The sequence below is a fragment of the Micromonospora parathelypteridis genome, from assembly GCF_014201145.1.
In the GTDB taxonomy this organism is placed as follows: Bacteria; Actinomycetota; Actinomycetes; order Mycobacteriales; family Micromonosporaceae; genus Micromonospora; species Micromonospora parathelypteridis.
The window spans coordinates 1,665,677-1,690,306 of record NZ_JACHDP010000001.1; the positions used below are offsets into that span (position 1 = coordinate 1,665,677).

The window sequence follows — 24,630 nt, forward strand, 5'->3', positions numbered from 1 at the left end:
GGGGCTCAACGCTCACTCGCCGAGCAGCCAACCGTTCTGCTCGGCGACCCGGATCGCCTCGGCCCGGTTGCGCGCACCGGTCTTGCCGATCGCCGCCGAGAGGTGGTTACGGATCGTCCCCTCGGACAGGTGCAGCGCCGCGGCCAGGTCGGCGACCGTGCCGCCGCTGCGCGCCGTCCGGAGCACCTCGGTCTCCCGCTCGGTCAGCGGGCTCACCCCGGCGGCCAGGGTTTCCGCGGCCAGCGTCGGGTCGACCACCCGCAGGCCGGCGTGCACCCGGCGGACCGCGTCGGCGAGCTGCCGGGCCGGGGTGTCCTTGACCACGAAGCCGCTCGCGCCGGCCTCCATCGCCCGACGCAGGTAGCCGGGTCGCCCGAAGGTGGTCACCATCAGCACCCGGCAGGTCGGCAGCGCGGCCCGTAACGCGGCGGCGGCGGCGATGCCGTCCAGGCCGGGCATCTCCACGTCCAGCAGGGCAACGTCGGGGGTGGTGCGGCGAGCCTCGGGCACCACCTCGTCGCCCCGGCCGACCTCGGCCACGACGGTCAGGTCCTCCTCCAGCGCGAGCAGCGCGGCCAGCGCGCCCCGGACCAGCGCCTGGTCGTCGGCGAGCAGCAGGCGGATCGAGTTGGGCTGCGCACCGCCGAGGCCGGTCACCGGGCCTCCGTCGGCGCGTGCACCCGGAGCAGGAAGCCACTTCCGTCCGGCCGTCGACCGACGCTCACCACGGCGTCCACCTGCCGCGCCCGCTCCCGTAGGCCGACGAGCCCGTGCCCGGCGGCGTCGGGAGTGGACGGACCACGACCGTCGTCGCTCACCTCGACCCGATCCGGGTGTACCCGGATCGTGCAGCACCGCGCCCCACTGTGCCGGACCACGTTGGTCACCCCTTCCCGCACCGCCCAGCCGAACAACCGGTCCCACTCGTCCGGCAGCGCCGGCACCTCGTCCGGCAGATCCGCCGCGATGCCCGCCGCGGCCAGCGCGGAGCGGGCGCCGGCCACCTCCGCCGCGAGGCTGACCTCGCGGTACGCCCCAACCGTCTGCCGTACGTCGGACAGCGCGGCCCGGGCCAGCGCTTCCACCTCGGCGATCTCGACGGCGGCACGCTCGGTGTCCACCTCGATCAGCCGTCCGGCCAACTCGGCCTTGATCGCCACCACCGTCAGCGAGTGCCCCAGGATGTCGTGCAGGTCGCGGGCGGCACGGGCCCGCTCCTCGGCCACCGCGAGCCGGCCGATCTCCTGCTGGGCGGCCTGGAGCTCACTGTTGCGCTGGGCCAGCCGCGACACCCCGAACATGGCGAACGAGGCGAGCAGCACCGCGAAGACGATGCCGCTCTCCGCCTCCCAGCCCGGCACCAGCCAGGACGCCAGCGCGGGGGTCAGCGCGCAGACCACCACGCAGGCCAACGCCTCCTGCGGCGGGAGCAGGAACACCGCCGCCGCCGCGACGTAGACAAGGGTGGCCAGCCAGTCCCCACCAGCGCCCGGGATGCTGGCCAGGCCCACCGCGAGAAGCAGCAACAGCCCGATCCGCGCACGACCCACCGGGATCGGAAGCAGCGACTGGCGCAGCCGGCGGGCCCACTGGAACAGCAGCACATAGCCGACGGCGAAGACGGCCAGTGCCGCCACGCCGAGGACCCGCCGCCAGAGCTGTGGCTCGTGCAACGCGGTGGAGAGCGGCACGTTGAGGAAGAACAACCACACGGCCGCCAGCAGCCAGCCGGTGAACCGCCAGTGGCGGCTCGCCGGCCGGGACTGCCCCGTCGAGAGGTCCATCGGGATCACGCTAGCGGTCGGTGCGCTCAGACCCGCGCGGTGTCCCGGCGGAACAACCGCGCCGCACCGACGCCGAAGAGCAGCGCCCAGACCACGAGGTTGGCCACCGCCGCCATGCTGACCCCTTCGCCGGTCAGCGGGGCACGGGCCAGCACGCCCATGCCGTACACCGGGGTGAACTTGGCGACCTGCTGGAGCACGTCCGGCAGCACCTCGACCGGGACGAACAGCCCGCCGAACATGGCCAGCACGGCCAGGACCGGGCCGATGATCTGCATGACGTTCTCGGCCGGCGCCAGGTAGCCGATGAAGAGACCGAACGCGGCGAAGACCAGCGAGCCGAGCCAGGCGGCGACCCCGGACAGCAGCCAGACGTACACCGGGATGCGAACGCCGGCCACGGCGCCCACCAGGAACTCGACGACGACCGCGAGCAGACCGAGGCTCATCGCGGTGATCAGCTTGGTCGCCACGTACGCCGCCGGGCGCAGCGGGGTGAGCCGCAGTTGCCGGCTCCAGCCCAGCGCCCGTTCGGTGGCCACCGCGCCGCCGACACTGGTGGTCGCCACCATGGCCGCGTACACGGCCAGGCTGATCATGACGTACGCCGCCACCGGGCGGCCGTTGTCCAGTGACTGCCCGCGCTGCGGCAGGCCGAAGATGAGGAAGAACGCGCCCGGCATGATCAGGGTGAAGGCGAGGGTGCGGCGGTTGCGCAGCACCCGGCGCAGCTCGATGCGCAGGGCGCCCGGGGCGAACCCGCCCAGGGTGGGCAGCCGACGGTCCGGCTCGGTGGCACGGGTCGCGGTGGGGGTGGAGGTGGTCATCTCAGGCTCCGGTGTGCGCGGTGGTCAGGGCGAGGAAGGCGTCCTCGAGGTTGCGGGAGGTGATCTCCACGTCCCGGGCGGCGGTCCGGGTGAGCAGGTGCCGGGCGATCGCGTCCGAGTCGCCGGTGCGCACCAGCACGCTGTCGCCGCGTACCTCCACGGCGTCCACACCGGGCAGCGCGGCCAGCGCGGCCTGGTCGGCGCCGGGCAGGGTGGCCCGCACCGTACGACCGGCCGCCAGGTTCTTGATCTCCGCGGTGGTGCCGTCGGCGACGATCCGCCCCTGCCGGACCAGCACGATCCGGTCGGCGTACGCGTCCGCCTCGTCCAGGTAGTGGGTGGCGAAGATGACGGTCCGTCCGGCCCGGGCGTCCCGGCGCAGGGCCTGCCAGAAGTCCCGCCGACCCTCGACGTCCATGCCGGTGGTCGGCTCGTCGAGCACCATCAGGTCCGGGTCGGGCAACAGGGCCAGCGCGAAGCGCAGCCGCTGCTGCTGGCCGCCGGAGCAACGCCCGACCACCCGCCCGGCGATGTCGGCGATGCCGGCCCGCTCCAACACCTCGGCGGCCGGGCGGGTGTGCCGGTAGAAGTGCGAGGTCATCTCGACCGTCTCGCCGACGGTGAGGTCCTTGAGCAACCCGCCGGTCTGCAGAACGGCGGCGACCCGCCCCTGGGCCACCGCGTTGTCCGGGGTGCCGCCGAGGACGCGGACGGTGCCCGCGTCCGGGCGGGCCAACCCGAGCAGCATGTCGATGGTGGTGGTCTTGCCCGCGCCGTTCGGGCCGAGGAAGGCCACCACCTCGCCGGGCTGCACCCGCAGGCTCAGCCCGTCGACCGCGGTGACCGCGCCGAAGGTCTTGGTGAGGCCGTCCAACTCGACGGCCGGATTCGTACTGGTCATGGTGTAGATGTTCCGGCGTGCCGTACCCCGGTACCTGGAGCGGCCGTCACGGCCCTGCCATGACATTTGTCAGGGGCCGACCCCGGCGGACGCCGGAGGATTTTCGCGCACCGCAACGGGTAACCGCCGGGCCGGACGCCGCGACACCGGGGGGACGCGATGGGTACCACGCCACAGGGTCAGGTCGACACGATCGTGCTGATCCACGGGCTCTGGATGACGCCGCGCAGCTGGGAGGGGTGGGCCCAGCGATACACCGAGCGCGGCATGCACGTCATCGCGCCCGCCTGGCCCGGCATGGACCGGTCGGTGGAGCAGTTGCGCGACGATCCCGGCCCGATCGCCGAGCAGAGCATGGCCACGATCGTCGCGCACTACGACCGGATCATCCGGGCGTTGCCCCGACCGCCGATCATCATGGGGCACTCGTTCGGCGGGCTGTTCGCCCAGATCCTGGCCGATCGGGGTCTCGGCGCGGCGGTGGTGGGGGTGCACCCCGCGGCGGTGAAGGGTGTGCTCAAGGTGCCGCTGAGCCAGTTGCGCTCCGGCTTCCCGATCCTGCGCAGCCCCGCCAACCGGAGCAAGGCCGTCCCGTTCACCGCAGACGACTTCGCCTACACCTTCGGCAACACGATGAGCCGCGAGGACTCCGACCGGGCCTGGCAGCGCTACGCCGTCCCCGGTGCCGGCCGGGTGTTCTTCGAGGGCGCGTTCGCCAACGTCGACCCGCGCTCACCCGCCCGGGTCGACGTCGGGCGCGACGATCGCGCGCCGCTGCTGCTGATGGCCGGCGAACGCGACCACGTGGTGCCGGCGTCGGTGGTCCGCAGCAACGCGGGGCTCTACCAGAAGTCCCGGGCGCTCACCGCGTACGAGGAGTTCCCCGGCCGGACGCACTTCACCGTCGGCCAGGACGGCTGGGAGAAGGTCGCCGACTACGCGCTGGACTGGGCGCTACGCGCGGCGGCCCTGCCCCGGGAAGCAAAGATCGCCAGCGAGAGCCCCCGCCGCTGAGCCGCGATCACCCCGCACGCCGCATGTGTCGGCCCGCCGGGGGTAACGGACAGGGATGAGGGCGAGTTTCCGGCTTGGCCGGGTCGCGGGGGTGCCGGTCGGTGTCAACTGGAGTGTTCTGGTCATCTTCGCGTTGATCGCGTGGGGCTTGGCCGCCAACCAGTTCCCCCGCTCGTACCCCGATCGATCGCCGGTCGCGTACGCCCTCGCTGGGCTGGCCGCGGCGGTGGTCTTCTTCGTCGGCCTGCTGGCCCACGAGGTGTCGCACGCGGTGCTGGCCAAGCGCAACGGACTGACGGTCGACGGCATCACGCTCTGGCTGTTCGGCGGGGTGGCCGAGTTGCGGGGCGAGCCGCGCGACCCGGGCGCAGAACTGCGGATCGCGGGAGTCGGCCCGCTGGTCAGTCTCGTGCTCGGGGCGTTCTTCGGCGCGATCGCCGCGCTGCTCGCGCTGGCCGGGCAGGACGGGCTGCTCTTCGGGGCGGTGGCGTGGCTGGCCGGCATCAACGTGCTGCTGGCCATCTTCAACATCCTGCCGGCCGCGCCCCTGGACGGCGGCCGGTTGCTGCGCGCCGCGGTGTGGAAGGCCACCGGTGACCGGACCCGGGCGTCCGTGGTCGCAGCCCGGGCCGGCTGGGTGCTGGGCGTGCTGTTGATCGGTCTCGGGCTGTGGCAGTTCCTGTCCGGGGTCGGTTTCGGTGGTCTCTGGCTGGCCCTGATCGGTTGGTTCCTGATCGGCGCCGCCGGAACCGAGGAGCGGCAGGCTCGCACCGGCAGCGCGCTGCGTGGCGTACGGGTGGGCGACGTGATGACCCCGCAGCCGCAGACCGCCTCGGCGGAGATGACGGTCGCCGACTTCGTCGACCACTACCTGTTCGCGTACCGGCATTCGGCGTTGCCGCTGACCGAGGACGGCCGGCCGACGGGCCTGGTCACCGTCGACCGGGTACGCGGCGTGCCGGCCGAGCGGCGGGCGTCGACCACGCTGGCCGAGGTGGCCTGCCGGGCCGACCAACTGGTCCTCGCCCAGACGGGTGAACAGCTCAACGACCTGCTCCCCCGGCTCAGTGAGTGCGCCGACGGCCGCGCCCTGGTGGTGCAGGACGGCCAACTGGTCGGCATAGTCTCCCCCAGCGACATCAGCCGCGCCGTCCAGCGCAGCACCCTCCGCACCCCCACCCCAACCCGTTGATCATGAAGTTATTGCGCCGACACGCCACACCGAGTGGCAACAACTTCATGATCAACCGAGGCGGGGCAGGGGGCGTGGGTGCTAGGAGTGCGGGCAGGTGTCGCGGTACTCCTGGATCGTTGACGCCTGGGGTGCGGGGCAGAGGAACTGTTCGTAGCGGGTGTCATCGTCCACGAAGCGCTTCAGCCAGGAGATGCTGTACTTCGCGACCGTCACGTTCGGCGAGGTGGGCGCGGAGTGGCTGGCGTTGTTGAGCTCCAGGTACGCCTTGTCCAGGCTGGACGGCAAGCTGGTGTAGAACGGCTCCGAGTGCGACGCGACCGGCGCCACCGAGTCGTTCTCCGCGCCCACCACCAGCGTCGGCACCCGTACGCCGGACCAGTTCTTGACGGAGTGCCAGCCGGTCAACGGGATCGCCGCCTGCAACTGCGGCCGCGAACTCGCCGCCGAGAGGCTGCCACCGCCGCCCATCGAGTGCCCCATCACGGCGAGCCGGTTGCGGTCGATCCGGGTACGCACACTGCTGTTGGTGGTCAGGTAGTCCAGGGCGGCGAGCAGTTGCGTGCCCCGGCTGGCCGGCTGGTCGTAGCGGGACAGCGTGTCGATCGTGATCACCACGAAGCCCTGCGAGGCAAGGCGCGGCCCGAGCCACGCCACGCTGGACTGGGTGGCGGTGTAGCCGGGTGAGATCGCCACCGCGCCGAAGGTGCCCTCGGCGGTGCTGGTCGGGTAGTAGATCGTTCCGCCCCGGAACCCGGTGACGCTGGTGGCGGCGACGGTGCTCTGAGCGATGGCGAACGCGCCGCGGCTGGCCTCGATGCTGGCCACGGTGGGGGCGGGGCCGCGCTGATACGGGCTGGCGGCGGCATGAGCGGCCGGCGCGGCGCTCAGTCCGGCGCCGAGCACGGCCAGGGCGAGCGCCCAGCGCAGACCACGACGGGGGCGGCGGGTGAGGGGGACTTCGGTGCTGGCGGGTACGGGTTGCATGTCTCGCTCCGAGGGGTGGAGCCGACGATCCCGGGACGGGGACCGGTCGATGCGATTCATCGACGCCAGTCATCGTCTGTCGGGGTGCCCCACCCCCACCAATCCCACCCGCCCCATGCCACGGAGCTATGGCACGGGACGGGTCAGCGGGGGAAGTACCGGTCCAGCAGGTCGGTGCGGAACTTGCCGGTCGGGTCCAGGTGGGTCAGCTGGGCGGCGAAGTCGGCGTACCTCGGGTAGCGGGTGGCCAGCTCGGCGGGGTCGGTGACGAAGACCTTGCCCCAGTGTGGGCGGGGTGCGAACGGCGCCAGCCGTTCCTCCACCGCGGCCACCACCGGCAGCACGGCGGCGGTGTCGTCGACCCAGGTGAAGTGCACGACGAAGCTGTCCCGCTGGTGGTTCGGGCTGAGCCACAGCTCGTCCGCCGCCACGGTCCGCAGTTCGCACACGAGCAGGACCGGTGCGATCAGGTGCGCCACGTCGTCCAGCGCGGCGAGCGCGTCGGCTGCCGCCGTACGCGGCACGTGGTACTCGGACTGCAGCTCCTCGCCGCCGCTCGGGGTGAAGCCGAGCTTGAAGTGCGGCAGCCGCTCGTGCCAGGGGCCCGGCTCGCCGAGTTGTGGGGTGCAGTTCTCCGGCGGCATCCCGAGCACCGGGTGCCGTGGCTCGTCGGCGGCGGTGGTGCCGAGCCAGTCCCCCGGGGGCGGCGACTGGTCCGTCACCTGCTTGCGCCACACCTCACGCAGCCGGGGCGTACGCCAGTCGGTGAAGACGCTCACGCTGTACGCCGAGCCGAGAGCCTCGTCCAGCGCCTCCCGGCGCAGGTCGAGAGACACGTACTGGCTCAGCTCGAAGGCCGGCACCACGTCCAGGGTGACCCGGGTGACCAGGCCGAGCGCACCGAGCCCGACCACCAGGCCGGCGAACCTGTCCCCGTCGGCGTCGCGGTCGACCCGCAGCAGGTCACCGTCGGCCGTGACCAACTCCAGGCCCGCGACCGCGGTGGCCAGGTTGCCGTGGGTCTGGCCGGAGCCGTGGGTGGCGGTGGCCACCGCGCCGGCCACCGAGATGTGCGGCAGCGAGGCGAGGTTGGCCAGCGCGTACCCCTGGCTCTGCAGGTGTTGGGCGACGTCGCCGTAGCGCATCGCGCCGCTGACGGTGACCCGCCCCCGCTCGTGGTCCACGTCGACGGTCTGGGGCAGCCCGGCGAGGGTGACCAGGTCGCCGTCGGTGTCACCGAAGCGGTTGAAGGAGTGCCCGCTGCCCACCGCCCGGATCCGGGTGCTGCCGGCGACCAGTCGGCGCAGTTCGTCGGTGGAGGTCGGTCGGTGGAACGCCCGAGCGGCGTACCGCACGTTGCCGGCCCAGTTGCGGCGCGGAACGTCCGCCGCCGTGGCCGACGTGACGTTCTGTCCCTGCACGATCATGTTGCGGTCTCCCGATCGGTGGACTGGTGGTCGGCCAACGCGGCGACGAGGGCGTCCAGAACCGTATCCGTCTGGAGCGTGTTGTAGCCACGCTGGGCGATCGGCAGACCGGCCGCGGTGGCGCGTTCGATCTCCCCCCGAGCCGCCTGCCGGGTTGGAGCGTCCCCCGACACCAGGGCGTCCTGGCCGCGTCGGATCAACCTGTCGACCCGGTCCATCTGGTAGCCCCGCAGGCCCACCGGGAGATCCGGGTCGGCGAAGGCGGCGCGGCGCAGAGCCGGCAGGTCGACGTAACGGTCGCCGGCGTAGCGCGTGAGCGCGGCGGACACCTGGTCGGGCTGCTCGCGGACCTGGTCGAGGACGAGCAACTCGATGGCGGGGCGGCCGTCGAGTGGGTGGCGGGCGGTCACCGACTCGAGCGGCACCCCCGGCACGGGCACCAGCAGCAGCCGCGGCGGCTTCGAGTAGCCGTCGCGGCGGGGCGGTTCGTCGAGGACCAACGCGTCGACCTCGGCCCACCGGATCATCCGGCGCAGGCCGGGCCGTCGGATGGTGAGCCCCTCGGCCCCGATCCCGAACCGGAACGGTCGCAGCGCGCTGACCAGCGCCACAACACCGAGAGCGACGGCACCCCCCGCGATGATCGTCCGTAGTAGGGCGCCGTCGCTGGGATAGACCAACAGGAGCACCCCACCGAGTACGCATACCAGGGCGAGCGCACGGGCCCCCCGATTCCGGCGCAATTCCACGCTCGGACCCCCGTTCATGACCGTGGCGACGGTCCCAGCATCTTCCGCCAAACCGGGCACCGAGGACACCGGTCGATCGGGCACGGTTGTTCTCGTCATCGTCGGGGAACCCTACGCTCATGAGCAGCTACCGCGATCCGGCCCTGCGGGGCGACGTCTTCCCCTCCGAGGAGGAGCTGGACCCGACCGGCATGGGGGTCGAGCAGGTCAGCGCGCCGCCGGCCGGCGGGTTGCCGAGCCACCCGGCGCCCACGCCCGGTCCCCGCCCCACACCGGCGCCCGCCCCGGCCCCGACGCCGGTGCCGGCGCCCGGGCCGGCACCAAGGGCGCCCGGTGCCGGGCCACAGTCAATCGTGACCCGGCACCGGGACGGGTCGGTGGAGGTGGTCACCGACCTGGATGGCGACGGCGTCGCCGACATCGTCCAGATCGACGTGGACGGCGACGGAATCCCCGACATCACCTATGTGGACAGTGATCGGGACGGGCGGCTGGACACCGTGCTGCGCGACCCGCACGCCGCCGGAACGGGCAGCGGCGTCCACCGCGGCGCCTGACCGGCGGCGGCGTGGTTCAGAGCTTCGCCATCACCTCGTTGGCGACCAGCTCCAGGTGGTCCAGGTCGCTGAGGTCCAGCACCTGGAGGTAGAGCCGCTCGGTGCCGACCTCCGCGTACCGGCCGATGATGTCCAGAACCTCACCGGGCGTCCCGGTCAGGCCGTTGGCCCGCAACTCGTCCGGGTCCCGACCGATGGCGGCGGCCCGCCGGGCCACCTCGGCGTCGTCGCGCCCGCAGCAGAGCACCAGGGAGTTGGACCAGACCAGCTGGGCCGGATCCCGGCCGATCTCGGCGCAGGCCGCGCGGACCCCGTCGAACCGCGCCGCCGTGTCCGGCACCGAGGCGAACGGCACGTTGAACTCGTCGGCGTAGCGGGCGGCCAGCCGAGGGGTGCGCTTCGGGCCCGACCCGCCGATCAGGATCGGTGGGCGCGGCTGCTGCACCGGCTTGGGCAGTGCGGGCGAGTCACTGACCGGGTAGTACCGGCCGGCGTGCTCGAACCGCTCCCCCGACGGCGTGGACCAGAGCCCGGTGATGACCGCGAGCTGCTCCTCCAGCCGGTCGAACCGCTCGGCCAGGGGCGGGAACGGGATGCCGTACGCGGTGTGCTCCTCGGCGTACCAGCCGGTGCCGATGCCCAGCTCCACCCGGCCGCCGCTCATCTGGTCGACCTGCGCGACGGTGATCGCCAGCGGGCCGGGCAGCCGGAAGGTCGCGGCGGTCATCAACGTGCCGAGCCGGATACGGCTCGTGTCCCGGGCCAGGCCAGCCAGCGTGGTCCACGCGTCGGTGGGGCCGGGTTCGCCGGTCACCCCGCCCATCGAGAGGTAGTGGTCGGACCGGAAGAAGGCTCCGTAGCCGGCGTCCTCGGCGCAGCGCGCGACAGCGAGCAACTGGTCGTAGGTGGCGCCCTGCTGGGGTTCGGTGAAGATCCGCAGTTCCATGATCCGAGCATAGGGTCGGCCGGGTCGGCCCGATCGGCAGTCGCACCGACCGGGCCGCCGGCCGCGGACTCAGATGAACGGCGGGGTGGCGTACGCCGCCCGCAGCGCGGCCAACCCGGTCGCCTTCGGTGTGAGCGTGCCCCACCCGGAGTTGAAGTAGTTGGTGCGCGCGATCCGTGGCCCACGCTCCGCGTTGAGTTGGGCGATGGCCGCCGGCACGGTCGCGATCCAGGCGGCCTGGTTGGGGATCTCCGCCACCCGCACCCCCCACTCGGTGATGAGCACCGGACGGGACAGCGCCACCGGCCCGAGGTCGGCCACCGCCCAGTCCTTGGTGCGGCGGAACCGGGCCAGCGCCGTGTGGCTGGCGTTGGTGGCGTAGACGTTCCACTGCAGGAAATCCAGGCGGGTCATCAGCGGTTCCAGGTGGATGCGCTGAAAGCAGGCCCGGTCGAAGCCGCCGATCCCGACCGAGAAGGTCGTGCCGCCGGGCAGCGTCCGCGCCTTGAACCAGGTGAGGATGTAGTTGACCGCCTGCACCGCGCGGGCGTCGGACTGTGCCCAGGTGTACGCCGCACCGGCGTCGGTGGTGCCGAACTCGTGGTCGGTGTCGAATTCCGAGGCGAGCTGGATGTTCACGCCGAAGCCGAGCGTCCGGTACTGCGCCAGAGCGCGGTGGAACAACCCGTCGCACTGGCCGTTGAGCACCTGGCTGTAGCCGTACGCGATTGGCCAGGTCGTGCCGGGGCGCTGCTGGATGGTCATCGACGGCGCCGGCACGGTGTAGGTCGTGCCGTCCACGGTGAAGGTCTGCGGTCCAGTGTCCGGGGCGCCGTAGTGCTTCAGCTCCAGGACCATGTTCATCTGTATCCCCGCCCGGCCCAGGGTGATCAGCCAGGGCCGGTTGTAGCCGGGGAAGATGAAGCCGTCGGCGAAGCTGCGGTACTGGGTGAGCGAGCGGAAGTTGCCGCCGGCCATGTCGGCGGTCGGGTCGGCGTTACCGGAGAGGTAGTAGCCGCCGAGAACGGGTCGGCTCGCCACGAGGTAGTCGGCGGTGGCCGTCGCGGTGTTCCCGGCGGCGTCGCGCACCTGGACGGTGACGCGGGGCATCACGCCACCGCTCGGTACACGGCGACCGCGCCGTTGTCGGAGACGCGGGCCCAGGTCCGGCCGGAGTCGTCGGTGACGCTCACGGTGAGCGGGTCGATGACGACGCTGGCCGTGACCGGTGCGCTGCTGTTGCCCTGCGCGTCGGTGACCACGATGGTGACGGTCAGCGGTGTGTTGTCGGCGTCGGAGTAGTTGACGGTCAGCAGCATCTGTTCGCCCGGCGAGTAGACCGGCGCGCTCAAGGCTGCGATCGCGGTGGGAGTGGCCATGTCCGGCCCTCTCTGATTGGTCGCGGTCCGGGCGGAGCGAATGACCGACGCCGGACCGGCGTCATGCACGGGGGTGCGAAAAGAAGGGCGGAACACCGGCGCAGGCGACGTGGCCATGGGGCGGCGTCGGCAATGATGACGTCCTTGTCCCGGTGTGCGGGATGACACCGCTGCGGGCGCCCCCAACGGTGTCGGTACCTGCCCCAACAGTGCCCCGCCAGAGGCTCCCCCGTCTTGTCCGGTATACGACACAGACCCGCCCTGACCTGCGGAAATGTGAAACCCCCGGCTACCTGGGCGCCGCACCCCGTACGGCCCAGGCCCGCGCGGTGAGGCGGATCGAGCCGTCCGGCTCGACCGGCAGCCGGGCCGCCAGCGCCTCCCTCAGCGCGACCCGGGCCGGTTCGGCCAACGTCGTGACGTACGACGGCGCGGAACCCTGCCCACCGAGGAACGGCGTCCAGTAGTCGGCAAAGTCGGTGAAGACCGTCGGCACGTCGACCGGCCGGACCGACACCGCGTCGAAGCCGGCGTCCTCCCAGAGCGCCCGCAGCGCCTCGGGCTCGCACACCGTGCAACGGTTTCCCTCGTCCAACTCGGAGGCGGCTGGATCCAGCTGCGCGGCGGCCTCCCAGAAGTGCCGCATCATCGCCATGCCGGCGGCGTAGTCCCAGACGTAGGCCGCCACCACGCCGGCCGGCCGGACCACCCGGGCGAACTCCGCCACCGCCCGCGCCGGCTCCGGGACGAAGTTCAGCGTCAACCCACTGACCACCACGTCGGCGATTCGGTCGGGTAACGGCAGCGCACGGGCGTCACCGACGTGGAAGGTCGCCCTCGGGTCGGTGACACGGGTACGCGCAGTGGCGACGAAACCCGCTGACCGGTCGACGCCGATCACTTGAGCGGGTGCGACGTCAGCGAGGATCGTCGAGGTCAGCACGCCCGTCCCGCAGCCCACGTCCAGCCAGTGCCGCCCCGGCGGGACGCCCAACCCGAGCAGGAATTCCGCCGCGACCAGGCGGCTCCACCGACCGACGTACGCCTCGTACGCGTCACCGTCCGCCCACACCGGGTGCGTCATTCCGGAACGATATGACAGGCACTCGACGGGGGCGAGCCGGCCTGTGTCGACGGCCACCCGCGCTTGCGGGGTGAGCGGCACTGCCGGTCGACAGGGATAGCGTGGTGATCATGGGGGACTGGAGACTTCGACCGGCTTCGCTGTCGGACGTCGACGCGGTGGCCGAGCTGCGGGCCGTGGTGCTGCGGGCCGATCTGGAACGGCTCGGGCGATACGACGAGCAGCGGGTGCGGCAGCGCCTGCGGGACGGGTTCGTCCCGGCGTACACCTGGGTTGTCGAGGTGGGCGGCGCGTTCGCCGGCTGCGTGGCGCTGCGTCCGGCGGACGACGCCCGCTGGCTGGAGCACTTCTACCTGGCGCCCCACCTGCAGGGCAGCGGCATCGGCACGGCGGTGCTGCGCGAGTTGCTGGGGCAGTGCGACCGCGACGGCACCCGGGTCCGGCTGAACGTGCTGCAGGGCAGTCCGGCCCGGCGGTTGTACGAGCGGCACGGATTCACGCTCGACACCGAGGATCCGGTGGACGTGTTCATGGTGCGCGAGCCAACGTCGGACTAGAGCCCACCGCCGCCACGGGAACAGCGCGTGGTGTCAATGTAGCGTTGACACGTGACGACGGAGCTGACTCAGTTGGCCGAGGTGCGCGCCACCCGTGCCCGGCTGGACGAGCAGGAGTTGACGCTCATCGACCGGGCGCGTCACGACGGCGCGACGTGGGCGCAGATCGCGGAGGCGCTGGGCCTCGGCAGCCGGCAGGCCGCAGAGCAGCGCCGGCAGCGTCTGGTGGCGGCGCGGTGGTCGCGCCGGCAGCACCTCGACCTCGGTTACTCGGCGCGGATCGCGACGTTGCGGACCGCGGTGGCGGACCTCGGGCGGTGGATCGCCGCGGACCGACGATGGGACACCCGGTTCGATCGGGCGGCACTCGTGCGAAGCACGGTGGACGCCGCGCTGGATGCCGTCCCGGGCTCGCTGTACGCGTTGGCCCTGCATCTCGTCGCTGACCTGGCCGAGGCGGGCGAACGGCTGCCAGCGCCCGTGCGCGCCGCCGCAGCGAAGGTCGACGCGGCGCTGTCAATGACACGTTGACAAGAGTCGACAGCATTGCCTAGCCAGGGCTCAAGAATCAGGATGTGAGTCGTCTCGGCTCAACCTGGAGGGCTCATGCGTCGCAACGCGGGACTGTTCGTGGCGATCTCCCTGCTGTCCGGATTCGGCAGCAGCGCCATGTCCCTGGTGTCCGGCATCTGGATCCTGGACCTCACCGGCTCCACCGGGCTCGCGGCCCTCGCCGGGCTGTGCGTGTACGCCCCGGTGCTTGCCGGCCCGTGGCTGGGCGCCCTGCTCGACCGGGCGCCCCGACGGCCACTGGTCATCGCGGTCAACCTCATGTTGGCCGGCACTCTGCCAGCGCTCTTCGCGGTGCGCGGGCCAGGGCAGACGTGGCTCATCTTCGTCGTCTCGTCCGTCTACGGCGTCAGTTACGTGCTCATCGACGCGGGCGAGACGGCGCTGCTGCCGTCCGCGCTGTCGCCAGCCGAACTCGGCGACGTCAACGGGTGGCGCTCAAGCGCGCAGGAGGGCATGAAGCTCGTCGCTCCCCTGGCCGGAGCGGGCCTCTACGCGTGGCGCGGCGGGCACGCGGTCGTCGTACTCAGCGCGGCCCTGCCGGTCCTGGTCGCCATCCTGTACGCGACGGTGCGCCTGAGCCGGACGCCACCCGACCAGCCACCGCAGCGGCACCGTGGTCTGCGTACCGGATTGTCGGTCCTGTTCGGACAGCGAGCGACGGGCGTACCTGTCGTGCTCGCCGCCGTGTCGATCGCCATGTCCGGCTTCACGACGGCGGCGATCTACGCGATGGTCGTCACGGAGCTGCGCCTACCGACGACGTTCCTGGGCGTGCTGACCAGCGCCCAGGGTGCCGGTTCCATCATCGGTGGCCTGCTCGTCGGTCGGCTCATCGCCGGCCGGGGTCCGGCCGCTGTCGGCGTCGCCGGGACGATGCTGTTCGCCGTCGGGTGCCTGGCCCGTTGCCTGCCGTGGTGGCCGGCCACGGTCATTGGCGCGGCAGTCGCCGGCATCGGCCTGCCCTGGACCCTGGTCGCGGCCGTGACCGCCGTGCAGACGCACACACCGTCGGCGCTGCTCGGTCGGGTCTCCGCAACGGCCAACACCGCGATGTTCGGGCCTCTCGTCGGGGCGATCCCACTCGGCTCGGCGGCCGTCCACCTCGGCGCTCGCCCGCCGCTCATCGCGGCGGTCGTGATCTGCCTGACCGCGGTGGTCGCCGCGTCCTGTCGCGCACTGACACTGCGGCACGTTGTAGCGTGCGCCTCCATGACGTGGACGCCGCCGCACGTCCTCGTACGGGGACTGAAACTGCTGGGCCGTCGACGGCTCCTGGTCGCCGCCACGCTGACTGTCGCTCTGTGCGCCGGGTATCTGTCGACCACCACGAGTCATCGTCTCGATCATGGCAGCTCGTGGTGGCATGGAGCCGATGCGGAAACCCTTACGAAAGGGCCGATGACGGAGGTGCGGTTCGCCTTCGACGCCGGCCGGCAGAACACGTTCGGCGCATCCATCCGCAATCCCGGTCCGTGGCCGGTGACGATCACCGGCATCGCGGCCGAGGACGGCCCCACGGAGCAGCAGGTGTTCAAGACCGTCCGTCTGGCGGTCAACCGTGCCGACGACGCCACCGCCGTCGTGTTCGACCCGGCTGCGGCGACACCGTTCCGGTCGACGAGGGTGGAGGCGGGCAAGGAGCTTCCGGTCTTCGTCACGATCACGACCCCGGACGTGGAGATGGCCCCCGAATCGGGGCTGTTCTTCGATGACCTCACGGTCGACTACGAGGTGCTCGGCCTGCCTCGTCACCAACGGGTACCGATGGGCTTCCGCCTGTTGATCCAGGCGGCGGACGGCCGCGTTCCCGGCTGACCGTTGGAGGTGCGCGGGGTACCTGGGTCCCGCGTATGGTCGGGCCGATGGAGGATCTGAACCTCACTCGTGCTGACTACCAGTCCGCGTTGCGGGTAGGCGAAAAGCTGCGCGAACGGGGCTGGCAAATGGTGTTCAGCCTCCCTCAGGCGGTCGACGGTTGGTCGGCGATGATCGAATCGATCCGCGAAGGCTACGACTGGAATTTGGACGAGTACAGGAATGACCTGTCCTGCCGGGAATGGCTCGAGCAGGCGCTGCCCCTGCTCACCGAGCCCGTGCGGGCGAACTGGCAAGGCCACGTGGACCCTCTGGATGAGGAGTTCCGTGCGGTCACCGTCCTTGAGGACGATCCGTCCCGGTGGCCGCACAGCGGATCCGACCGGTGGTGGCTGAAGCGCCGACCCAGGCTGCTGGTAGGCGAACTGGCCGACGACCTCATTCACTCCGGCCACCTCGAAGCACCCTGTTGATCAAAAGGTGCCCCGGCTGGGCACCAGGGCTTGTTCGCTCGGACTACGCTGCGCCGCACAACGACAGGGGGATCGCCGGTGGGGCATCGACTGCGGCACGTCGCGCTGGTGCTGCTCGGCGCGGTGCTGCTCGGCACGGTCGGCTTGGCCCTCGGCTCCTGGTACGGCGGCCGCGGTGCGGCGCCGTTGAGCTCCGACCAGGCGCAGAGCATGGCCGAGCAACTGCTCCCCGGCACCGAGCAACCCGCCTCGACCTTCGCCCGCGGCAACCGGTACGGCACTTTTCTGGCCTCCGACGACTTCGGCTCCGCGTACGCGGAATTCCACTACCGCGACAGCGTCGACTGCGCGCACTCCGAATCGCTACGGCGCAGTGCCGAATCGTTGGGGTGGCAGGGCAGCGATCGCGTACCGGGCACCCGGTGCGATGGTTGGCGGGCGGAGCGGGACGGGATGACGGCCACGCTCACCCACGAGACGTACGGGGCACTACTGAGGATCGCGCCGACCGCTCCGGACGGACTCGTCGCCGCAACGCTCGCCGCGACCGCCGTTGGTGCCGCACTCGGCGGGGCGCTGTTCTGGTTGGCGGGACGGCAACGTCGACCCGTACCCGGGTTGGTTGGCACGCTGGGGACGATCGTCCTCCTCCCGGGCGCTGCCCTCACCTGGCAGGACCTGTTGGCGAACGGGCTGGCTGAGCCGGTGTGGCCCATCTGGCGTTCCTTCGCTCCCCTGCCGCTGTCGCTCGTGCTGCTGCTGGTGGCGGTGATCGCGTACGTGAAGATGAGGGCCAGGACCGCCCCCTCCGCCGCCGTGAGCGCTGCCGCGCACGCACCTGGCGCACGTGCCAGCGAGCTACCTCGCCAGGACGCGTGATCGGGAAGCCGAACGCCTGGCCGCCTTGTTGATCAGGCGCGTCCCGTGCCGCGCCTGTCACGCCGGTTCGGGGAGCGATCAGACAGCGCGTGCGATGCGTGGATACTGTCGAGCCATGGCGCTCAGTCTGGACGAGGTCGAGCTGTTCGAACGCTCCAGGGCTCGTCTGGAGGCGATCGCCTATCGCCTGTTGGGCTCGGCGAGTGATGCCGAGGACGCGGTTCAGGACACGTTCCTGCGCTGGCAGGCCGCCGACCGGGGGCGCGTCGAGACGCCCGAGGCGTGGTTGACGAAGGTGCTCACCAACCTGTGCCTCAACCAGCTCACCTCGGCGCGGGCCAGGCGGGAGACCTATGTGGGCACCTGGCTGCCCGAGCCCGTCCTCGCCGGCGACCGGATGCTCGGCCCGGTCGACACCGCCGTACAGCGTGAATCGGTGTCGATGGCGGTGCTCACCCTCATGGAGCGACTGTCGACCAACGAGCGTGCGGTGTACGTGCTGCGCGAGGCCTTCGGTTACTCGCACGGCGAGATCGCCGAGATCCTCGACATCACCGAGTCGAACTGCCAGCAGATCTTCCGACGCGCCAAGCAGCACGTCGCTTCGGGCCGGCCCCGCACGGCGGTGGACGGGGCCACCGCGCGGAAGATCGTCGCGGAGTTCCTCACCGCGGCCGCCAGCGGCGAGATCCAGCCGCTGGTCGAGTTGTTGACCGACGACGTGACGAGCACCGGCGACGGCGGCGGCAAGATCCCGGCCCGGACCGGAGCGATCGTCGGCGCGTCGGCGGTGGCGAGGTTCCTGCGTGGCCTGTTCAAGCCCACCGACGTCAAGCGTGACCTCGTGGGCGGCAGCCTCGCCTTCTATGCCGACGTCGTCAACGGCGGTCCCGCCGTAGTGCTCGTGACCGGCGGCCAGGTCTTCGCCGTCATGTCCCTGGAGGTGACGCCGGAGGGCGTCGCGGTGATCCAGAGCCAGGTCAACCCCGACAAACTCGTACGGGCCACGCGTCAGTGGGCCGCCTCCGAGCATGAGGAGCCCCTGCTCGTCATCTGGTGACCCAGCTCATAGCCAACTCCTGTCAGGAATCGAGTCGCTGCCCGGTTCAGGTAGCGACAACCACCGAGACAGGAGTGACACCATGAAGCACCGCATCGTCGTCCTCGGGGCCGGTTACGCCGGAGCGGTCGCCGCCGGGCGCCTCGCCAAGCGGCTGCACTCCGACGACACGCAGATCACCGTCGTCAACGCCGACACCGAATTCGTCGAGCGGGTCCGGATGCACCAACTCGCCACCGGTCAGCAGCTCAAGCGCCGGACGCTGACCGACATCTACGCGGGCACCGGTGTCGAGGTCCGCCAGGCCCGGGTCACCGCCGTCGACGTCGACCGCAAGACCGTCGCGCTCGTCGCCGAGAACGGCGCCGACGAGATCGGGTACGACACGCTCGTCTACGCCCTCGGCAGCGCGTCCGCGGACCACGGCGTCCCCGGCGTCGTCGAGCACGCGTACGACATTGCCGGCCGGCCCTCGGCGCTGCGGCTGCGCGACCGCCTCGACCACCTCGCGGCCGGCGGGACCGTGCTCGTCGTCGGCGGGGGTCTCACCGGCCTCGAAGCCGTGACCGAGATCGCGGAGGCCCGGCCGGACCTCGACGTGGCGATCGCCGCCCGTGGTGGCCTCGGTGACTGGCTCAACGCGAAGGCGCAGCAGCACCTGCGCGGAGTCTGCGACCGGCTCGGCATCACCGTCCACGAGCACACCGACATCGCACGAGTCGAGGCGACCGGCGCGGTGACCGCCGACGGCCGGGTGCTCCCGGCCCAGGTGACCGTATGGACGACCGGCTTCGCCGTCCACCCCATCGCCGCCGCCACGACCCTGACCGTCGCGCCGACCGGCCAGATCGTCGTCGACGCCACGATGCGGTCGGTCTCACACCCCGACGTGTACGCCGTCGGCGACGCCGGGCTCGCCGACGGGCCGGGCGGCAAACCCCTGCGGATGTCCTGCGCCTCGGGGGTCCCGATGGCCTGGCAGGCCGCCGACGCCATCGCCGCCCGCCTGACCGGTCGGAAGATCCCCAAGGCTCCGCTGCGCTACTTCAACCAGTGCATCAGCCTCGGTCGTCGCGACGGCATCATCCAGTACGTGACCGCCGACGACCGGGCCAAGCCGTCGCTCCTCACCGGAAGGCTGGCGGCCCGCTACAAGGAGATCGTCTGCACGGGCGCGGCCTGGGGGATCGCCCACCCGACGCTGCACCCGGTCCGTCGCCACCACATCGCCGCGACGCGAACGGAAACCCTCACCGCCATTTCGTGAGACGCCCCTGCCTGGGCCGGCCGTGACCCTGCTCCTGCGCGACGCCGATCAATATGATGACGGCATGCGCAGGGATGCGGAGACAGCGAAGCCGGCGCGCGGCCGGTCCTGGCTGGGGGTCGCCGCGGCCACCGTCATCGCTGTCGCCGCCTGGGTGGGCTACTGGTGGCTGGCCGTGCCCCGCTTCGATGTGTGCGCGGCCATCCTGCCCGCCCCCGCAGGTTGCGGCGGTGCCGCTCGGGTGGCCACCGCGACCTTGTGGACGGCAGTCATCGCGGTGCTCCTCCTGGCGACTGCCGCCGCCGCCCTGATCCGTCCTCGCGGGCGCTGGTGGCCGTTCGCAGTGGCGATTGCCGTGTTGGGCGTGACGGCGTTGTGGGGTTTCTGGGCCGTCCGGTATGCCGGCGGCTGAGGCCCGGCGGTGCTGGGCGCGCCGGAGCGTTGCGACTCGCGACGGCGGAACAGCCGAGGAGGGACATCGCCGCCCTGCCGGGTCGGATTTACTGGTGTGATGTCCATGCGTCGAGCGCCGGCCATCGCGACCTTCGTCGCCGCGGCAGCCATCATCATCGTCGCCGCCCAGACGCCCGGCTGGCTCGCCGGGCGGCGCGACGCGGCCCCCGCCGAGGTCGTCCCGAGCCGGGTGCAGGACCCGTGGCTGTGGCAGGCAACGGTGGGCCAGCACCCGGTCGGCCCGGCCTCGATGCTCTTCTTCACCGCGAACACCCGCTATTTCGAGTCAACCGGGGTCGTGGTCGGGCGGGACGGCGGCTACCGGCTGCTGCCCATCAGCCTGGCCGAGGCGCCCGGCCTGCTCTCACCCGACGGGCAGTGGTACTTGCGCCCCGGCACCGGGAGCCTTGTCGACCTACGCACCGGCGACGAACGGCGTACGCACCGGCCATACCTGAACCCGCTGGCCTGGTCCCCGGATGGCAGGCTGGTCCTCGCCAGCAAGATCAACGACGACCAAGTGATCACGTACGGGCCGGACAATCAGCAGCTCAACGACCCGTCGAAGCCGGACGACCTACTCACCTTCGATCCGCAGGCGGGAACGGAACGGGTGCTGCCGGTCGGCACCTTCGCCAGCCACACCTCGGCGGCCTGGTCCCCCGACGGGTCGCTGCTTGCCGTCGTGGGCCCGCCCGATCCGGCTGCCGAGATCGCCGAGCGGGGACGGCTGGTGGTGGCCGACCCGGCCGGCGGCGGGGTGCGCTGGCAGGTCGACCTGGGCGAGCAGCGGACACTGGCGGGCAGAGGCGCCTGGAGCCCCGACGGCCGACGGATCGCCCTGCTCGCCTACGACGGATGCGCCACCCTGCGCTGCGCGGACACCGCCGAGATGCTCCGGCGCTCATGGCGAATCGAGTTCCTCGACGCGGCCACCGGCAAGCCGGTCGGCGACGCCCTCCCCGTCCCCGGCTCGGCCGTGGAACTGGTCGCCTGGCAGAACGGCGACCCGGTCGTCGAGCGGCAATCACCGGAGGCGGACCACGAGAAGCAGCGTACGGTTCTCGCGGCGATCTCCGCTCGCGGTCCGGAGCGGGTGCTGCTGACCGCCCCGAGCGGCGTCAGCGACCTTGAGGTGCCCGGCGACCTGCTGAACCGGGCCGCGTTCGGTGGTCCGGAGCCGCGTCCATCCCCATTCGCCGCAGCGCCGTGGCTGTACGCCGCACTCGCCGTACCCCTGGTGTTCGTTGCTCTGGCGCTGGTGCGTCGGCAGCGGCGACGCACCAGCCAGTGACGTAGGCCCACGGCGAACTCAAGATCGTCGGGCGGATGACGTCGCGGCCCTGTCCGTGCAGGACGACGGCCAACTCGTCGGCGAGGGTCGGTTTGCCGGCGGCGGGCGGTCCGTCGATGGCAACCCGCGTCTGGCGTGCGACGGCGACGAACCCGACCGCCTCGGCTAGGCGGTCGAGCAGATTGCCTCGGGTGCCCTGAAACATGCCCTGCCCCGTCGTGATCTCGCGAAGGTCGCCGTGTCGGGCCGACCTCATGCGCGCCAGCCCTATCGCGCCGGCCACTCCCCGCGTGACCGGGATTGCCGCGGCGCAGACGCAGTGTGATTCCGGGCGCTGACACTCAGGGGCCCAGCCAAGTGATCACCCATTCACTGAAGGTAGCCAAACGGCCGGGTTCCGGGGCTCGGCGGCGCTCGCCCACTGCACTCGCCCAGCGTGCCGAGGTCATGACTTTGAGCAGTATCGACAGGTCACCATCTTGATCGCTGATCACCGCGAAGATTGTGGACAGAGAGACATCTACATTCGCTCGTCGCCACGGATAGTAATTGGCAAACCGAGGGCGACGAGGGGTAATGATGAACGAAACGCTGGCGGCGGCGGTCTCCGATCACGGAGTGTTGGTCCTGGCTCTAGCCATCGCCGGAACGACGGCAGGATTTCTACGGGCGTACGTCGCGCATCGAACACGGCTGCATGAGGAGCGCGAGGCATCGACGCGAACAGCTGCCCGGGCGGCCTGGTTGATCAGGCTGGCGGAGGCCGACCACGACGTCGTACGCATCGTGGAGCGTGACCGGGACGGTCATCGCGAGGTGGAGTTGAGCAGCCGCGACGCGGCGCGACGCGATGACATCAGGGAGGCCGCGTGATGGGAGTCGACGGCAGCGCTGCCCTGACACCGGAGCCAGTGGACAGTGAAGCGGTGCGCAAGGCAGAGGCCGCGCGCGCGAAAGCCGAGCACGACCAGGAGTTCGCCGCTTTCGCCGAGGGCAGCTACCACACCGTGGAGCGAATTCTCCGGGCGACGTGCTGGGACCGCGAGGTGGTTCAGGACGCTCTCAACGAGGCGTACCTACACGGACGTGTCCAGTGGCTCAAGATCCGCACCTACACCGAGCCGATCGGCTGGGTGATCATCACGGCCCGAAACAAGATCCGCAAGGAGCTCCATCGACGTCAGCGCGAAGCCGCGGTAGCGCCGGAAGACCTGCCCCCGGCGCCGCACATCGACATCGCCGACGCGTGGGAAGCGCAGGAGACGTTGCGGACCTGGTTGCACCACCTGCCATCACGGCAGGCCGAGGTGTTCCAGATGTCTCGCGAGGGGTTCTCCAACCAGGAGATCGCCCGCTTCCTCGGATTGGCCGAGAACAGCGTCCGCTCCTACAAGCAAGCTGCCAAGAAGCGCCTGCGCGAGCTAGCCGAGGAAGCCGGCTATCGGGACTCGGACGGCCGACGGCGGCAGGGAGGCAGTCGTGGACCTCAATGACATTCTGACGTTGGCTGAGACAAGCCGACCGAGCCCTCTCGAACTCGCCCGTGCACGCCGCGTGGCGCGGGCCGCGCAGGGTCAGTACGACCTGTCTGTCGCCGAAGGGTACGAAATCATTGTCGGCGCCGACCTCGTGGATCCGCTGACCGCCGATGTCGACGAGGCCACCAGAGTTGCGCGTGCCGCGCAACTGGCGAAGCTCGGCACGATCACCTGGACGGCTGGCACGGGCAAGACCGAGAGTTTCGGGCACCTCTTCTGGTCGGACGAGATGGCAATGATCTTCGGGCATGCGCCCGGAACACTGCGACTCACTCCCGAAAGACTTGCCAACCTCGTGCATCGCGCCGACGTAGAGACGGTTCGCGACGTCGTACGGACGGCATGGGAACAGCGCCAGCCGGACGAGGTCACGTTCAGGGTGATCCAGCCGGGCGGTGCCGTCCGCCACGTGCACTGCCACATCGAGATACTCACCACCGGCGGTGTGCCGTCGGGGATCATCGCCACCGGTGAGGATGCCACCGCGCTCGAACTCGCCCGGCAAGAGCGCCGTCGGCTCGCCACCCGCAGTGAAATGCTCTGCGCCGACCTGGCGGCGCTGGACCTCGTCAGTGGACTGCCGACCCGCAGTTACCTGACCGACGAGGTCGACCGAGCACGCCGTACCACGGGCGGAACACTCATCGTGGTGGCAACCGAACCCACCACCCGGCCACCCGAAGCGCTCACCGACGAGGACCACGACCAACTCACGGCAGAGGTCGCCGGGCACCTGCGAACGATCGTCGGCGATGGGGTGACCTGTGGCCTGGTCGGCTCCGGCCTGTGGGGCGTACTCCTCGCTCCCACCGCGGAGCCGGCGGAGGCTCCCGAGGCCCTGGCGACTCGGATCGTCGACACGTTCCGACGCCATCTGTTCAGCATTCAACACAAGACATTGCGCCTGAACACGTGGGCGGGCCTTGTGCATTTCGGCAGCGGCATCGCCGCTACCGGGTTCGACCTGCTCGTCGACGGTGAACACGCGGTCCGTGACGCGCGCCGCAGCGGCATCCCGACCACAGTCCTCACCGAGCCCGTGGCGACCAAGGACCGGATAGACAACTACCGCTCCCGGGTACGGCAGGCGGTGTCTGCCAACAGGTTCGCCCTCTATGCCCAGCCCATCGTCGACCTTCGCCTCAACGAGGTCACTCGCCACGAGATCCTCCTGCGCGTGCGGAGCGATACCGGCGAGTCCGTCGCACCCTCGGCCTTCCTCGACATGGCCGAGCGCGTCGGCGAGATCCTCACCGTGGACAAGTGGGTGATCGACCATGCCCTCGAACTGATCGGCCGGGGGGCCCAAACCTCCCACTACCAGGTCAACATCTCTGGCAACTCCCTCGCCGACCCGGATCTGCTCGGCTTCGTGACCGAGGCGATCCGCCGGCACCGGGTGAAGCCGGAATGCCTGACCTTCGAGATCACCGAAACCACGCTCATCGAGAACCGTAACGAGGCCCTCGCCTTCGCTACCGGGATCAGAGAGATCGGCTGCCACCTCGCGTTGGACGACTTCGGAACGGGATACGGTGCCCTGGCCCACCTGAAATACCTCCCGGTGGACCTCGTGAAGATCGATGGGATGTTCATCGTCGACCTTTGCCGGTCTCCGGCCGATCAGGCCGTCGTCTCGAAGCTGGTGGAACTCTGCCACACGCTCGGCATCCGTGTTGCCGCCGAATACGTCCAGGACGAGGAGACCCTGGAACTTCTGAAGGGCTGTGGAGTCGACTTCGCCCAGGGCTACGAGACCGGACGACCCGAACCGATTGCGGTGTGCCCGGAGAGATCGGTGCGGACGATCGAATTCGAGCTGCGGCTCCCCCCGCCGCATAGCGCGATGGGCTGATGATCCTCGAAAGGAGGGC

General features: G+C 71.0%; 26 protein-coding genes and 1 pseudogene. 15 read left to right on the forward strand and 12 right to left on the reverse strand.

Annotated elements, in window-relative coordinates:
* Window positions 1-12 precede the first annotated feature (12 nt).
* The 4 genes from HNR20_RS07040 to HNR20_RS07055 are packed head-to-tail and all read right to left on the reverse strand — an operon-like array spanning window position 13 to window position 3,512.
* The gene (locus HNR20_RS07040; RefSeq protein WP_184177498.1) at window positions 13-657 is read right to left on the reverse strand and encodes a response regulator transcription factor; all 645 of its coding nucleotides are present in this window, start codon (window positions 655-657) and stop codon (window positions 13-15) included.
* Complete coding sequence (locus HNR20_RS07045) at window positions 654-1,784, reverse strand: sensor histidine kinase (RefSeq protein ID WP_184177500.1); 1,131 nt, start codon at window positions 1,782-1,784, stop codon at window positions 654-656. Before HNR20_RS07045 ends, HNR20_RS07040 begins: the two co-directional genes overlap by 4 nt.
* A 26-nt stretch (window positions 1,785-1,810) precedes the next feature.
* The gene (locus tag HNR20_RS07050; RefSeq protein ID WP_184177502.1) at window positions 1,811-2,611 is read right to left on the reverse strand and encodes an ABC transporter permease; all 801 of its coding nucleotides are present in this window, start codon (window positions 2,609-2,611) and stop codon (window positions 1,811-1,813) included.
* A 1-nt stretch (window position 2,612) separates the two neighbouring features.
* Window positions 2,613-3,512 (reverse strand): ABC transporter ATP-binding protein, encoded by a 900-nt coding sequence (locus HNR20_RS07055; RefSeq protein ID WP_184177504.1) that lies wholly within the window; start codon window positions 3,510-3,512, stop codon window positions 2,613-2,615.
* 159 nt (window positions 3,513-3,671) lie between these two features.
* On the opposite strand from HNR20_RS07055, the gene HNR20_RS07060 reads away from it, so the two are divergent.
* Window positions 3,672-4,526: an alpha/beta hydrolase gene (locus HNR20_RS07060; RefSeq protein WP_184177506.1), complete on the forward strand. Its 855-nt coding sequence runs from the start codon at window positions 3,672-3,674 to the stop codon at window positions 4,524-4,526.
* A gap of 55 nt (window positions 4,527-4,581) precedes the next feature.
* A complete protein-coding gene (locus HNR20_RS07065) occupies window positions 4,582-5,718 on the forward strand; it encodes a site-2 protease family protein (RefSeq protein ID WP_184177508.1) in 1,137 nt (378 codons plus the stop codon).
* A gap of 81 nt (window positions 5,719-5,799) precedes the next feature.
* Here the strand turns inward: HNR20_RS07065 and bdeA are convergent, their stop codons facing one another.
* From bdeA to HNR20_RS07080, 3 genes are all read right to left on the reverse strand, one after another.
* Window positions 5,800-6,705: a bis(hydroxyethyl) terephthalate hydrolase gene (bdeA, locus tag HNR20_RS07070; protein WP_184177510.1), complete on the reverse strand. Its 906-nt coding sequence runs from the start codon at window positions 6,703-6,705 to the stop codon at window positions 5,800-5,802.
* A gap of 143 nt (window positions 6,706-6,848) precedes the next feature.
* A complete protein-coding gene (locus HNR20_RS07075; RefSeq protein WP_184177511.1) occupies window positions 6,849-8,132 on the reverse strand; it encodes an FAD-binding protein in 1,284 nt (427 codons plus the stop codon).
* Window positions 8,129-8,881 carry a hypothetical protein gene (locus tag HNR20_RS07080; RefSeq protein ID WP_184177513.1) on the reverse strand — a complete coding sequence of 251 codons (753 nt, stop codon included), beginning with the start codon at window positions 8,879-8,881 and terminating at the stop codon, window positions 8,129-8,131. Before HNR20_RS07080 ends, HNR20_RS07075 begins: the two co-directional genes overlap by 4 nt.
* A 119-nt stretch (window positions 8,882-9,000) precedes the next feature.
* Between HNR20_RS07080 and HNR20_RS07085 the strand changes: the two genes are divergently transcribed.
* Window positions 9,001-9,438: a hypothetical protein gene (locus HNR20_RS07085; RefSeq protein ID WP_184177515.1), complete on the forward strand. Its 438-nt coding sequence runs from the start codon at window positions 9,001-9,003 to the stop codon at window positions 9,436-9,438.
* Between the two features lie 16 nt (window positions 9,439-9,454).
* Here the strand turns inward: HNR20_RS07085 and HNR20_RS07090 are convergent, their stop codons facing one another.
* From HNR20_RS07090 to HNR20_RS07105, 4 genes are all read right to left on the reverse strand, one after another.
* On the reverse strand, window positions 9,455-10,384 hold the full coding sequence (locus HNR20_RS07090) for an LLM class F420-dependent oxidoreductase (protein ID WP_184177517.1): 930 nt from the start codon (window positions 10,382-10,384) through the stop codon (window positions 9,455-9,457).
* 69 nt (window positions 10,385-10,453) lie between these two features.
* Window positions 10,454-11,494 carry a hypothetical protein gene (locus tag HNR20_RS07095; protein WP_184177519.1) on the reverse strand — a complete coding sequence of 347 codons (1,041 nt, stop codon included), beginning with the start codon at window positions 11,492-11,494 and terminating at the stop codon, window positions 10,454-10,456.
* Entirely contained in the window at window positions 11,494-11,763 is a 270-nt protein-coding gene (locus HNR20_RS07100; RefSeq protein WP_184177521.1) for a hypothetical protein, read from the reverse strand. Before HNR20_RS07100 ends, HNR20_RS07095 begins: the two co-directional genes overlap by 1 nt.
* Before the next feature lie 289 nt (window positions 11,764-12,052).
* Window positions 12,053-12,847, reverse strand: a complete 795-nt coding sequence (locus tag HNR20_RS07105; RefSeq protein WP_184177523.1) for a class I SAM-dependent methyltransferase — start codon at window positions 12,845-12,847, stop codon at window positions 12,053-12,055.
* Between the two features lie 110 nt (window positions 12,848-12,957).
* On the opposite strand from HNR20_RS07105, the gene HNR20_RS07110 reads away from it, so the two are divergent.
* From HNR20_RS07110 to HNR20_RS07150, 9 genes are all read left to right on the forward strand, one after another.
* Window positions 12,958-13,404, forward strand: a complete 447-nt coding sequence (locus HNR20_RS07110; protein ID WP_184177525.1) for a GNAT family N-acetyltransferase — start codon at window positions 12,958-12,960, stop codon at window positions 13,402-13,404.
* Window positions 13,405-13,455: 51 nt separating this feature from the next.
* On the forward strand, window positions 13,456-13,935 hold the full coding sequence (locus HNR20_RS07115) for a hypothetical protein (RefSeq protein WP_184177527.1): 480 nt from the start codon (window positions 13,456-13,458) through the stop codon (window positions 13,933-13,935).
* 75 nt (window positions 13,936-14,010) lie between these two features.
* The gene (locus HNR20_RS32840; protein WP_373291051.1) at window positions 14,011-15,792 is read left to right on the forward strand and encodes an MFS transporter; all 1,782 of its coding nucleotides are present in this window, start codon (window positions 14,011-14,013) and stop codon (window positions 15,790-15,792) included.
* 47 nt (window positions 15,793-15,839) lie between these two features.
* Window positions 15,840-16,265 (forward strand): hypothetical protein, encoded by a 426-nt coding sequence (locus tag HNR20_RS07125; RefSeq protein WP_184177528.1) that lies wholly within the window; start codon window positions 15,840-15,842, stop codon window positions 16,263-16,265.
* Between the two features lie 78 nt (window positions 16,266-16,343).
* Window positions 16,344-17,144 carry a hypothetical protein gene (locus HNR20_RS07130; RefSeq protein WP_184177530.1) on the forward strand — a complete coding sequence of 267 codons (801 nt, stop codon included), beginning with the start codon at window positions 16,344-16,346 and terminating at the stop codon, window positions 17,142-17,144.
* A 115-nt stretch (window positions 17,145-17,259) separates the two neighbouring features.
* The gene (gene sigJ / locus HNR20_RS07135) at window positions 17,260-18,204 is read left to right on the forward strand and encodes an RNA polymerase sigma factor SigJ (RefSeq protein ID WP_184177532.1); all 945 of its coding nucleotides are present in this window, start codon (window positions 17,260-17,262) and stop codon (window positions 18,202-18,204) included.
* Between the two features lie 82 nt (window positions 18,205-18,286).
* Window positions 18,287-19,471, forward strand: a complete 1,185-nt coding sequence (locus HNR20_RS07140; protein WP_184177534.1) for an NAD(P)/FAD-dependent oxidoreductase — start codon at window positions 18,287-18,289, stop codon at window positions 19,469-19,471.
* 64 nt (window positions 19,472-19,535) lie between these two features.
* The gene (locus tag HNR20_RS07145; protein ID WP_184177536.1) at window positions 19,536-19,883 is read left to right on the forward strand and encodes a hypothetical protein; all 348 of its coding nucleotides are present in this window, start codon (window positions 19,536-19,538) and stop codon (window positions 19,881-19,883) included.
* Window positions 19,884-19,982: 99 nt separating this feature from the next.
* Window positions 19,983-21,218 (forward strand): WD40 repeat domain-containing protein, encoded by a 1,236-nt coding sequence (locus HNR20_RS07150; RefSeq protein WP_184177538.1) that lies wholly within the window; start codon window positions 19,983-19,985, stop codon window positions 21,216-21,218.
* 22 nt (window positions 21,219-21,240) lie between these two features.
* Here HNR20_RS07150 and HNR20_RS32205 read toward each other — a convergent pair.
* Window positions 21,241-21,423, reverse strand: a pseudogene (locus tag HNR20_RS32205) (uridylate kinase); the annotation flags it as partial.
* Window positions 21,424-21,797: 374 nt separating this feature from the next.
* On the opposite strand from HNR20_RS32205, the gene HNR20_RS07155 reads away from it, so the two are divergent.
* Genes HNR20_RS07155 through HNR20_RS07165 form a run of 3 tightly spaced genes read left to right on the forward strand, consistent with a single transcriptional unit; the run spans window position 21,798 to window position 24,611 of the window.
* Entirely contained in the window at window positions 21,798-22,091 is a 294-nt protein-coding gene (locus HNR20_RS07155) for a hypothetical protein (RefSeq protein WP_229687215.1), read from the forward strand.
* A complete protein-coding gene (locus HNR20_RS07160; RefSeq protein WP_221310244.1) occupies window positions 22,091-22,711 on the forward strand; it encodes an RNA polymerase sigma factor in 621 nt (206 codons plus the stop codon). The genes HNR20_RS07155 and HNR20_RS07160 overlap by 1 nt, the downstream gene beginning before the upstream one ends.
* Complete coding sequence (locus HNR20_RS07165) at window positions 22,698-24,611, forward strand: EAL domain-containing protein (protein ID WP_184177544.1); 1,914 nt, start codon at window positions 22,698-22,700, stop codon at window positions 24,609-24,611. Before HNR20_RS07160 ends, HNR20_RS07165 begins: the two co-directional genes overlap by 14 nt.
* The last annotated feature ends 19 nt before the right edge of the window (window positions 24,612-24,630 follow it).